Annotated in this window: 9 protein-coding genes; 5 read left to right on the forward strand and 4 right to left on the reverse strand. The window is 63.6% G+C overall.

Annotated features, from left to right (window positions below):
* Positions 1–114: 114 nt before the first annotated feature.
* The 4 genes from BLV20_RS01600 to BLV20_RS01615 form a co-directional block, all read right to left on the reverse strand.
* Positions 115–1,317 (reverse strand): MFS transporter, encoded by a 1,203-nt coding sequence (locus tag BLV20_RS01600; protein ID WP_092296022.1) that lies wholly within the window; start codon positions 1,315–1,317, stop codon positions 115–117.
* 148 nt (positions 1,318–1,465) lie between these two features.
* The gene (locus BLV20_RS01605) at positions 1,466–2,371 is read right to left on the reverse strand and encodes an AraC family transcriptional regulator (RefSeq protein WP_092296975.1); all 906 of its coding nucleotides are present in this window, start codon (positions 2,369–2,371) and stop codon (positions 1,466–1,468) included.
* Between the two features lie 221 nt (positions 2,372–2,592).
* Positions 2,593–3,885: a glycosyltransferase gene (locus BLV20_RS01610; protein ID WP_092296025.1), complete on the reverse strand. Its 1,293-nt coding sequence runs from the start codon at positions 3,883–3,885 to the stop codon at positions 2,593–2,595.
* A 129-nt stretch (positions 3,886–4,014) separates the two neighbouring features.
* Complete coding sequence (locus tag BLV20_RS01615) at positions 4,015–4,374, reverse strand: response regulator (protein ID WP_092296029.1); 360 nt, start codon at positions 4,372–4,374, stop codon at positions 4,015–4,017.
* A 261-nt stretch (positions 4,375–4,635) separates the two neighbouring features.
* Between BLV20_RS01615 and BLV20_RS01620 the strand changes: the two genes are divergently transcribed.
* The 5 genes from BLV20_RS01620 (at position 4,636) to BLV20_RS01640 (ending at position 11,181) form a co-directional block, all read left to right on the forward strand.
* Positions 4,636–8,133, forward strand: coding sequence for a response regulator (locus tag BLV20_RS01620; protein WP_092296032.1), 3,498 nt, complete (start codon positions 4,636–4,638; stop codon positions 8,131–8,133).
* Positions 8,133–8,948 carry a CheR family methyltransferase gene (locus BLV20_RS01625; protein ID WP_092296035.1) on the forward strand — a complete coding sequence of 272 codons (816 nt, stop codon included), beginning with the start codon at positions 8,133–8,135 and terminating at the stop codon, positions 8,946–8,948. Before BLV20_RS01620 ends, BLV20_RS01625 begins: the two co-directional genes overlap by 1 nt.
* Positions 8,945–9,550, forward strand: a complete 606-nt coding sequence (locus BLV20_RS01630) for a chemotaxis protein CheB (RefSeq protein WP_092296038.1) — start codon at positions 8,945–8,947, stop codon at positions 9,548–9,550. The genes BLV20_RS01625 and BLV20_RS01630 overlap by 4 nt, the downstream gene beginning before the upstream one ends.
* The gene (locus BLV20_RS01635) at positions 9,544–10,725 is read left to right on the forward strand and encodes a hybrid sensor histidine kinase/response regulator (protein WP_092296041.1); all 1,182 of its coding nucleotides are present in this window, start codon (positions 9,544–9,546) and stop codon (positions 10,723–10,725) included. Before BLV20_RS01630 ends, BLV20_RS01635 begins: the two co-directional genes overlap by 7 nt.
* Before the next feature lie 78 nt (positions 10,726–10,803).
* Positions 10,804–11,181, forward strand: a complete 378-nt coding sequence (locus BLV20_RS01640; protein WP_092296044.1) for a response regulator — start codon at positions 10,804–10,806, stop codon at positions 11,179–11,181.
* Positions 11,182–11,290 lie beyond the last annotated feature (109 nt).

Here is an 11,290-nt window from a genome sequence, read left to right on the forward strand (position 1 = left end):
CCGCTGCGCGCTCGATCGCAGCCTCGCCGGGGCTCGGCAGCGGCTACAGGGCTGTTGTAGCCGCTGCCGCAGGCTGCGATAGGCCCGCAGGGCCTTGGCGGTTTTGACGGTGAATCAATCCCTGAGGTTTTTCGCCGCCGGCCAACCCGCCACCAACAGCAGCAACAGCGCGGCAATCAGGTAGGGCAGGCGCGGTTCGACGGCATAGATCAGCGAGCCGGCCAGGGGGCCGATCACCACGCCGAAGCCCTGGGCTGCGCCTATCGAGCCGGCGGTGGCGCCTTGTTCGGAGGCGTCCACGGCATTGGCCGCCAGGGCGGAGAAGGAGGGGAAGACCGCGCCCATGCCCGCCGCCGAGACGAAGAACCCCAGCCACAAGCCCCAGGCACTCTCCACCAGCATGCAACCGGCAAAGCCGCTGGCGGCCAGCAGCGCGCCGGCGCGGATCATCCGCAGCGGCGGCCATTCGAGCTTGCGCACCACCAATTGCGAACAGATCAGCGCCACGCCGACCATGGCCAGGGCGATGCCGGCGGCCTGCGCGGCCTCGGCGCTGTCCAGGCCGAGGCGGTCGAGGGCGTAGAAGCTCACGGTGATCTGTGCGATGGACACGCAGAGCATGGCGACAAAGGCCACCGCCATCGGCCGGCGCAACCGGGGATCGCCCAGGCGCACCGAGCGTGGCGCCTGTTTGAGGTGCAGCTCCTGGCGCGGCAGCTTGTACAGCAGCACCAAAAACGCCACCAGCGGCAGCACGGCCATGGCGTACAGCGGCAGGCTCAGGCTGACGCGGGCGAGCAGCGCGGCCACCGCCGGCCCCAGCACCAGGCCGACGGCATTGGCGGCGCCCAGGGTGGCCATGGCGCGGGCCCGATGCTCGGGTTCGACGTTATCGGCGATCAGGGCAAAGCCGCCCACCGGGATGGCCGCGTAAAACACGCCGATCAGGCCGCGCCCGAGCATCAGGCCGATAAACGCCAGCCACATGCCCGGCAGCAGGTGCAGCGAGACATCGATGAACAGGCACAGCGCCCAGTAGGAAAGGGTGAAGCCGGCCGTGCCGACCAGCAGCACCCGACGGCGCCCGAAACGGTCGCTGGCCTGACCCCAGGGCCGCGCCAGGAGCATCCAGATCACCCCTGAGACTGTCACCGCCGCGCCAGCCTGCCAGGTGGCCAGGCCGAGTACGCGGACGATCGGGCCGATCAGCGAGACGAAGGCCATCATCGACATGGTGCAGGCCATGTAGGCGACCATCAGCGGCATCAGTTTGAACGGGGTGTCGGTCAGCGGCGGTTGGGCCGTTGCAGTGGTCATGCACAATCTTCCATGAGAATCGGGAATACGCGGACGTTATAGGCAAAACGCGCCCGCGCCCAGGCTTATTGGCGCGGCTGATGGGCGCGCAGGTGGCTTGCCCATGATGCAGGGGCGAAGCGTGCTCGCGAGAGCCGCGTCCAGTGCATCAGGCCAGGTTCTGTTCGGTCAGGCGCTGCACGGCCAGGCGCCGGTAGTGGGATGGGGTCATGCCCTTGAGTTGCTGGAAGCGCCGGTTGAAGTTGGAGATGTTGTTGAAGCCCGACTCGAAGCACACGTCGGTCACCGGCTTGTCGCCGTCGGCCAGCAGTTCGCAGGATTTGCTGATGCGCAGGCGGTTGACGAATTCGACGAAGCAGCGGCCGGTGGCCTGCTTGAACACCCGGGAGAAGTAGGTGGGTTTCATGCCCAGGTAGTCGGCGACTTCTTCCAGCGGCAGTTCACGGGCGTAGTGGGCAAAGATGTAATCCACCGCGCGGTTGGTGCGGTCCACGTTATGTTCGTCCGCCAGCTGCACCGTGGTGGCCCCGGACAGCAACTGATAGTCGTCACAGGCGGCCAGCAGCTCCAGCAGGATGAAGAAGTGTCCGAGGCGGGTGATGCCGCTGGAATCGGCGATGCGCTGCATCAGTTGCATGGCCTGGGCGATGGTGCGCTTGCAGCGAAACTCGATGCCGTATTGCGCGCGCTCCAGCAGCGGCGCCAGGCTCTTGAGTTCGGCGAACACCTGGTAGCCGCTTTCGAACAACTCGTCGGTGAAGTTCACCAGCATGTCACGCTTGGGCACCACTTCGTCCTCCGCCACCTGGCTGATCCAGTTGTGGGGCAGGTTGGGGCCGGTGAGAAACAGCGATTCGGGGTAGAAATTGCCGATGTAGTCGCCGATAAACACCTTGCCGGAACTGGCGACGATCAGGTGCAGCTCGTATTCCTTGTGGAAGTGCCAGCGCACCAGGGGGCAGGGAAAACCGTGCTGGCGATAGATGATCGACAGGCCGTTGTGGTCGTCCATCAATTCATAGGAAGGATCGGTGACTCTCGCTGGTCGGCTCATGGCGCTGCGCTTTTTATCGTTGTTGCGCCAGATCATGCCTCCTTCAAACCCTCAGCACCAGTGCCGGCCGTTACACCTGTAGCCGCTGGCGCAGCCTGCGACAAGGTCCGCAGGACCTTCAGGGCCCTCAAGAGCGGCGCCCCCTTCGGGGTCGATCGCAGCCTGCGGCAGCGGCTACAGGGTCGGGTGTCGCCTGGACGTCCGGGATCGGCGGACGCGCCTCAGGCCAGGCGGTTTTTCGCTTCGATCCACTGCGCCATGTACTGGGTGCTCTTGTGGTGATGGTGACGCAGCATGCCGCCGGTGAAATTATCGCGGCGCAATTGCGCCAGGTTCGCCCGGCAATGCTGCAGGCGCTCGATCAAGGCCGGGCCATGGACCTGTTGCCGATAACGTTCGAGCAACAATTTGCGCCCCTGTTCCTGGGCTTCGCTCCACAGCGCCTGGTCCTGGTACAAGCGCACCGCCGCCGCGGCGATGGCGCTGGCCGACTCGGCCACGGCACCTGGCCAGGGCGCATCGCCGTGCATGGCTTCGGCGCCGACCGGGGTGGTGACGCTCGGCGTGCCGCAGAGCATGGCGTCCAGCAGCTTGCCCTTGATGCCCGCGCCGAAGCGCAGCGGGGCCAGGCAGATCCGCGCGGCGGACATGACTTGCAGGGCATCTTCGGCCCAGTTCATCACCTGAAAACCCTGGGCCGGGTTGTGCAAGGCCGCGGCCTTGGGCGGTGTATAGGCGCCATAAATATGCAGCTGCGCGCCTGGCAACTGCTGGCGGATCAGCGGCCAGACGGTGTTTTTCATCCAGAGCACCGCGTCCCAGTTCGGCGCGTGGCGGAAGTTGCCGATGCTCAGGAAGTGCGCCCGTTCGGCGAAGGGCACATAGCGCTGTGGCAAGTGCTCGGGCATCAGCGGGCACCAGTGCAGCAGGGCCGGCGGCAGGCCGAATTGCCTGGTCAGCAACTCGATCTCGAACTCGGAAATCATCAGGCTCAGGTCGCAGCGGTACAGCGCGGCGATCTCGCGGCGGGCCAGGTCGGTGTCGGCCATGCCGGCGAATTCCTGCGCGGCGGCGGGGGCGAACAGGGCGCTGAAGTCATCGTTGTCGTCGCTGGCCTTCAGGCGCTCCTTGAGGCGCTGATGACGGGCGTGGCGCAAGCTCTGCAGGTCGGAGGTCTCCAGCACGCGCAGGGCGCCCGGGCACTGCTGTTCGACGCGCCAGCCGAATTGCTCCTCCATCATGAACTGGTCGAACAGCACGATATCCGGCGCGAGCTCGGCGATGAAACGGTCGAAGCTGCTGTTGTTCAGTTCGATCGGGCATTCGCGGATGCCCAGCACGCTCAGGTCTTCCTTATGCTCGCCGGGGTTGGCCGGGCTGCTGAAGGTGATGTCCCAGCCTTGCTGGAGAAACACCTGGAGGATCTGCATCAGGTGCCCGCTGGCCGCCGAGGAGCGGGGTTCGGGCCAGACGTAACCAATGACCAGGACTTTGGTGGCGGCGGTCGGACTCATGGGCGGGTATTCCTGAAAAGCGCGGGGGAGGTTGCGGGGGGCGCCATTAAACCACAGCAGGCCGCTGGCGCGAGCGCCCTGGCGCCCAAGGGACGGGCGGCCGCGGGGGCGGCCCGGGTTGCAAAGGCTTCAGCCGAGGATGGTGCGGACCTTGTCGCGCAACTGATCGATGGAAAAGGGCTTGCCGATCACCGCCATGCCGACGGGTACCTCGATGTTTTCCGCATAACCGCTGGCGAAGAGGATCGGCAGGTCCGGGCGCAGGGCGCGAGCCTGGGCCGCCAGTTCCTTGCCGTCCATGCCGGGCAGGCCGACGTCGGTCATCAACAGGTCGATGCGCAGCGCACCGTCCTGCAGCCGGGCCAGGGCTTCGTCGCTGCCCGCGGCTTCCACCACCGTGAATTCCAGCTCTTCCAGCACGTCGACAATCAGCATGCGGACGATGGCGTCGTCTTCGACGACCAGAATGGTGGAATCGGTGGGTGACATAGAAAGGGCTCTCGAAAAAAAGAAAAAAGGACGGCCGCGGGAAAAAATGCTTGCCTCTTTGCATCAGTAAATATCGCGTGATGACAAGTTCCCGAAGCTGTACAAAAAAGTAATCCTGTACAAGCTGTGCCAGAATAACCTGTCTGATCGAGGGCGGGCAGTGCAGGATGAAAAATTGCCACCAGGCTTGTCGGAACAATAGATACGGTGCCCGTCTTTGGGGCAAACTCCATGGTTTTGACACCTCACCAAGGCCTTTAAATGATCTCCCCGTCTTCGGTCGATGAACAGAGTTTTCGCAAGCTGCTAAGCCGCAACATCGCGCTTCCGCTGGGCGTGGGCGTGCTCAGCGCGGTGGTCTTCGTGTCCCTGATCAGCTATCTGCTCTCGACGATCCAGTGGGTCCAGCACAGCGACCGGGTGATCAACGGCATCAACCAGGCCGCCAAGCTGACGGTCGACCTGGAAACCGGCATGCGCGGCTTCCTGATCACTGGCGACGAGCATTTTCTCGACCCGTACGAGGTGGCCAAGCCGCAGATCTTCAGCGAGTTGCGCGGGCTGCGCGAGCTGGTGGCGGACAACCCGCAGCAGGTCGACCGCTTCAAGCGCCTGGAGGCGTTGCAGGAAGAGTGGGGCCTTCATGCGAAAAACATGATCGAACTGCGTCGCCAGAGCGGCGATTATCGCGGCGCGGTGCAGTCCGGCCGGGGCAAGCGCCTGACCGACCAGATGCGCAAGGAATACGACGAAGCGGTGACGATGGAGCAGCAATTGCGGGTCGATCGCAACCAGACCGTCACCCGAACCACGATCCTCAGCGTCGCCCTGTACCTGCTGTTCGTGGTGATTATCAGCGGCCTGCTGGCGTATATCGGCCGCCGCGACTTGCTCAACCTGTCGAGCAGCTACAGCGCCAACCTTGCCGCCCAGGACAAAAGTGCCCGGCGGCTGGCGCAGCAGGCCTGGCTGCGCAGCGGCCAGACCGAACTGGCCGAGCAGTTGCTGGGGCAACTGACGCTGAACCTGCTGGGGCGCAATATTTTGCAGTTCTGCGCGCAGTACCTGGGCAGCGTCGTGGCGGCGCTGTACGTGCGTGAAGAACACGGCGGCCTCAAGCGCGTGGCCGCTTATGGCTTCTCCCGCGAGCAGGAAGAACGCGACCAGTCGATTTTCATCGGCGAAGGCATTGTCGGCCAGGCGGCCCAGCAGGACCGGCTGATCCGTCTGGACGAAGTGCCCGCCGATTACTTCAAGGTCAGCTCCGGCCTTGGCGACGGCATGCCGCGCAGCGTGCTGGTGGTGCCCACCAGCGACGATGACCGGGTCAACGGGGTGATCGAGCTGGGTTTCCTGCGGTCCCTCGACGAGCGCGATGTCGAGCTGCTGGAGCTGATTGCCGGCAATATCGGCACGGCCATCGAGGCCGCGCGTTACCGCCAGCGCCTGCAGGAAGTGCTGGCCGAGACCCAGCAGCTCAACGAAGAGTTGCAAGTGCAGCAGGAAGAACTGAAGACCGCCAACGAAGAGCTCGAGGAGCAGTCGCGGGTGCTCAAGGAGTCCCAGGTGCACCTGGAAACCCAACAGGTGGAGCTGGAGCAGACCAACGAGCAACTGGCCGAGCAGGCCCTGGCGCTGGCGGAACAGCGCGATGCCATGGACCGCAAGAACGGCGAGCTGAACCAGGCCCAGGTGCAGTTGCAAGAGCGGGCCGAGGAGCTGCAGCGTTCGAGCAGGTACAAGTCCGAATTCCTCGCCAACATGTCCCACGAGCTGCGCACGCCGCTCAACAGCTCGCTGATCCTGGCCAAGCTGCTGGCGGAAAACGCCGAGGAGAACCTCAGCGCCGAACAGGTGCAGTTCGCCGAGTCGATTTATTCGGCGGGCAACGACTTGCTCAACCTGATCAACGACATTCTCGATATTTCCAAGGTAGAAGCCGGCAAGCTTGAAGTGCGTCCGGAAAACACCAGCGTCGCGCGCCTGGTCGAGGGCCTGCGCGGTTTGTTCCAGCCGCTGACGGCGGACAAAGGCCTGGAGTTCCGCGTCGAACTGCAGCCTGACGCGCCGCAGATGCTGTTCACCGACCGCCAGCGGGCGGAGCAGATTCTCAAGAACCTGCTGTCCAACGCGGTGAAGTTCACCGAAAAGGGTCAGGTCAGCCTGACCGTGTCGCGCCAGCCCGAGGCGGGCATTGCCTTTACCGTGCGCGATTCGGGCATCGGCATCGCGCCGGAGCAGCAGGAAAGCATCTTCGAAGCCTTCCGCCAGGCCGACGGCACCACCAATCGCCGCTACGGCGGCACCGGCCTGGGGTTGTCGATTTCCCGCGACCTGGCGGCATTGCTCGGCGGTTCGATCACGGTTGCCAGCAAGCCGGGGCAGGGCAGTGTCTTCACCCTGGTGCTGCCTGAACAGTACGTCGAGGACGCGCCAGAGCCGCAAGACGCGGCCAGGCCCGCCGTCGTGTGGGAAGTGCCGGCGCCGAGCAAGCCGGCGGCGGTGCCGGTGCCCCTGGTGGAGGAGGCGCCGATCCCGCGTTTCGCCGACGATCGCAACAAGGCGCCGTTTGCCACCCGTTGCATCCTGGTGGTGGAGGACGAGCCGAACTTTGCCCACATCCTCTATGACCTGGCCCATGAACTGGGCTACCAGTGCCTGGTGGCCCACGGCGCCGACGAGGGCTACAGCCTGGCCGAGCAGTTCGTGCCGGACGCGATTTTGCTGGACATGCGCCTGCCGGACCATTCCGGCCTGACAGTGCTGCAGCGCCTCAAGGCGCATGCCACCACCCGGCACATCCCGGTGCATGTGATTTCCGTGGAAGACCGCGTCGAGGCCGCCATGCACATGGGCGCCATCGGTTATGCGGTCAAGCCCACCACGCGCGAGGAGCTCAAGGACGTGTTCGGCCGCCTGGAAGCCAAGCTGACCCAGAAGGTCAAGCGCGTGCTGCTGGTGGAGGACGACGACCTGCAGCGCGACAGCATCGCCCGGCTGATCGGCGACGACGACATCGAAATCACCGCCGTCGGCCTGGCCCAGGAAGCCCTGGAGCTGCTGCGCAACAACCTCTACGACTGCATGGTCATCGACCTGAAGCTGCCGGACATGCTCGGCAACGACCTGCTCAAGCGCATGTCCACCGAGGACATCTGTTCGTTCCCGCCGGTGATCGTCTACACCGGGCGCAACCTGACCCGCGACGAAGAGGCGGAACTGCGCAAGTATTCGCGCTCGATCATCATCAAGGGCGCGCGTTCGCCCGAGCGCCTGCTGGACGAAGTGACGCTGTTCCTGCACAAGGTCGAGTCGCAGCTGTCCCATGAGCGGCAGAAGATGCTCAAGGCCGCGCGCAGCCGCGACAAGGTCTTCGAGGGGCGCAAGGTCCTGCTGGTGGATGACGATGTGCGCAATATCTTCGCCCTGACCAGCGCCCTGGAGCAGAAGGGCGCGATCGTGGTCATCGGCCGCAATGGCCATGAAGCCATCGCCAGGCTCAACGAAGTCGAGGACATCGACCTGGTGCTGATGGACGTGATGATGCCCGAGATGGATGGTTACGAAGCCACCCTCGAAATCCGCAAGGATCCGCGCTGGCGCAAGCTGCCGATCATCGCGGTGACCGCCAAGGCCATGAAGGACGATCAGGAGCGCTGCCTGCAGGCCGGCGCCAACGATTACCTGGCCAAGCCGATCGACCTCGACCGGCTGTTTTCCCTTATTCGAGTCTGGTTACCCAAGATGGAAAGAATCTAGTGGAGCGCAATGCCGAAATTGAACTGCGCCTGTTGATCGAAGCTATCTACCTCAAGTACAGCTACGACTTCCGCGATTACTCCGGTGCCTCGATCAAGCGCCGGATCAACCACGCGCTGCGCCAGTTCGAATGCAAGACCATTTCCGCCCTGCAGGAGCGGGTGCTGCACGATCCGGGCGCGTTCATGCAATTGCTGCAGCTGCTGACGATCCCGGTCAGCGAGATGTTTCGCGACCCGTCGCATTTTTTGGCGATTCGCCAGGAAGTGGTGCCGCTGCTCAAGACCTATCCCTCGATCAAGATCTGGATCGCCGGCTGCAGCACGGGCGAGGAGGTCTATTCGATGGCCATCCTGCTGCGCGAGGAAGGCTTGCTGGAACGCACCATCATCTATGCCACCGACATCAACCCCAGCTCCCTGGAGAAGGCCAAGCAGGGCATCTTTTCTTTGGAGAACATTCGCGCCTACACCCAGAACTACCAGCAGGCCGGCGGCTTGCGCTCCTTTGCCGACTACTACACGGCGGCCTACGATTACGCGATCTTCGACAAGAGCTTGCGCGAAAACGTGACCTTCGCCGACCACAGCCTGGCCACGGACAGCGTGTTCTCCGAAACCCAACTGGTGTCCTGCCGCAACGTGCTGATCTACTTCAACAAGAAGCTGCAGGACCGGGCCTTCGGCCTGTTCCACGAGTCGCTCTGCCACCGTGGCTTTTTGGTGCTGGGCAGCAAGGAAACCCTGGACTTTTCAGGCTATGGCAAACATTTCGAGCCACTGGTCAAGCAAGAACGGATCTATCGCAAATCATGAACGATGAAGCCTTCAGTCCATCCGCCTTGCCACGGGTCGAGGCCATAGTGATCGGCGCGTCTGCCGGCGGTGTCGAGGCGCTGCTGAAAATCTTCACGGCGTTGCCCGAAGGCTTCAGCCTGCCGATCATGGTGGTGCTGCACCTGCCCGACGAACGTCGCAGCCAGCTGGCCGAAGTATTCGGCCAGCGCCTGTCGCTGCCGGTAAAGGAGGCCCGCGACAAGCAGACCATCGATCCCGGCACCGTGTATTTCGCCGCGCCGGGTTATCACTTGTCGGTGGAGCAGGACCGCAGCCTGTCCCTGAGCCAGGAGGAGCGCGTGCATTATTCGCGTCCGGCGATCGATTACCTGTTCGACTCCGCCGCCGATGTCTATGGCCCGCGCCTGGCCGCGGTGTTGCTGACCGGCGCCAACCAGGACGGCGCGCGCGGCCTGGCCCAGGTCAAGCGGCGCGGCGGCCTGAGCATCGTCCAGGACCCGGCCGAGGCCCAGGTGGCCACCATGCCCGAGGCGGCCATCGCGCTGCTCCAACCGGATTACATCCTCCCTTTGCACGGCATCAGCCGTCTGCTTGTCGAGCTGGAACGAATCGCATGTTAAGTAATATTCAAGCCAAGCTGCTGATCGTCGACGATCTGCCGGAGAACCTGCTGGCCCTCGAAGCGCTGATCAAGCGCGAGGACCGCCAGGTGTACAGGGCACTGTCAGCGGACGAGGCGTTGTCGCTGTTGCTCCAGCATGAGTTCGCCATGGCCATTCTCGACGTGCAGATGCCCGGCATGAACGGCTTCGAGCTGGCCGAACTGATGCGCGGCACCGAGAAGACCAAGAACATCCCCATCGTGTTTGTCAGCGCCGCCGGGCGCGAGCTCAACTATGCCTTCAAGGGCTATGAAAGCGGCGCGGTGGATTTCCTCTACAAGCCGCTGGATATCCATGCGGTGAAGAGCAAGGTCAATGTGTTCGTCGACCTGTACCGGCAAAGCAAGGCCATGAAGCAGCAGGTCGAGGCCCTGGAACAGAGCCGGCGCGAGCAGGAGGCGCTGCTCGAGCAGCTGCAGGCGACCCAGAACGAACTGGAGCAGGCGGTGCGCATGCGTGACGATTTCATGTCGATCGTTGCCCATGAGGTGCGTACGCCGTTGAACGGGCTGATCCTGGAAACCCAGCTGCGCAAGATGCACCTGGCCCGCGACAACGCCGCCGCCTTCACCCTGGACAAGATGCACGCCATGGTCGACCGCGACGAGCGCCAGATCAAAAGCCTGATCCGCCTGATCGAGGACATGCTCGATATCTCCCGGATCCGTACCGGTAAACTGTCGATCCGGCCGAGCCAGGTCGATCTGGTGCAGTTGGTGCGCGGTTTGCTGGAGAGCTTCGCGCCCCAGGTCGAGGCCGCCGAATCGTCGCTTACATTGACTGCCCAGGACTCGGTGAACGGCCAGTGGGACGAGTTCCGTATCGAACAGGTGATTTCCAACCTGCTGACCAATGCCTTGCGCTATGGCGCCAAAAGTCCGATCGAAGTGCGTGTCTACAGCGCGCAGGGGCAGGCGCGGGTGGAAGTGCGCGATCACGGGATCGGCATCAGCGAGGACAACCAGGCACGTATCTTCCAGCAGTTCGAACGCGTCTCTGCTAATCATGCGGTGGCGGGGCTGGGGCTTGGGCTGTTCATTTCCGAGCAGATCGTCACCGCCCATGGCGGCACCATCGAAGTCGAAAGCAGGATCGGCGAAGGTGCCCTGTTTCGCGTTTGTCTGCCGCTTTAGGAAAACACCGGCCGCTACGCAACCTTCTGGATGACCACATGGTCGTATCAGCAGCTATTGACCGAACAAAGGCTTCTCATGAGTGAAGATGCACAAGACGTCGTACTGATCGTCGAAGATGAACCGGTAATTCTGATGTTGCTCGCCGACTATCTGTCGGGCCTGGGCTACCGGGTATTGCAGGCGGAAAACGGCGAACAGGCGTTCGAGATCCTTGCCAGCAAACCGCATCTGGATGTGATGATCACCGATTACCGCCTGCCAGGCGGGATTACCGGGGTGATGATCGCCGAACCTGCGGTGAAACTGCGCCCGGACCTCAAGGTGATTTTCATCAGCGGTTATCCCACCGAGATTCTCGAGTCCGGCAGCCCGATTGCGAAAAGCGCGCCGATCCTGGCCAAACCCTTCGACCTCAACAGCCTGCAAGAGCAGATCCAGCGCCTGCTGGCCTGACATCCCGTAGCCGTTGCCGAGCCCGCGAGGCTGCGATAAGGCCCGCAGGGCCTTCATGGTTCTTGATATCGCCACGTCCCTTCGGGCCGATCGCAGCCTGCGGCAGCGG

The organism is Pseudomonas sp. NFIX28 (genome assembly GCF_900107395.1).
Classification (GTDB): Bacteria; Pseudomonadota; Gammaproteobacteria; order Pseudomonadales; family Pseudomonadaceae; genus Aquipseudomonas.

Bases quoted from the DNA above. Each gene is read 5' to 3' on its own strand.
- BLV20_RS01610 (WP_092296025.1), bottom strand. From the start codon at position 3,885: ATGAGTCCGACCGCCGCCACCAAAGTCCTGGTCATTGGTTACGTCTGG.
- BLV20_RS01605 (WP_092296975.1), bottom strand. From the start codon at position 2,371: ATGAGCCGACCAGCGAGAGTCACCGATCCTTCCTATGAATTGATGGAC.
- BLV20_RS01630 (WP_092296038.1), top strand. From the start codon at position 8,945: ATGAACGATGAAGCCTTCAGTCCATCCGCCTTGCCACGGGTCGAGGCC.
- BLV20_RS01600 (WP_092296022.1), bottom strand. From the start codon at position 1,317: ATGACCACTGCAACGGCCCAACCGCCGCTGACCGACACCCCGTTCAAA.
- BLV20_RS01620 (WP_092296032.1), top strand. From the start codon at position 4,636: ATGATCTCCCCGTCTTCGGTCGATGAACAGAGTTTTCGCAAGCTGCTA.
- BLV20_RS01615 (WP_092296029.1), bottom strand. From the start codon at position 4,374: ATGTCACCCACCGATTCCACCATTCTGGTCGTCGAAGACGACGCCATC.
- BLV20_RS01640 (WP_092296044.1), top strand. From the start codon at position 10,804: ATGAGTGAAGATGCACAAGACGTCGTACTGATCGTCGAAGATGAACCG.
- BLV20_RS01635 (WP_092296041.1), top strand. From the start codon at position 9,544: ATGTTAAGTAATATTCAAGCCAAGCTGCTGATCGTCGACGATCTGCCG.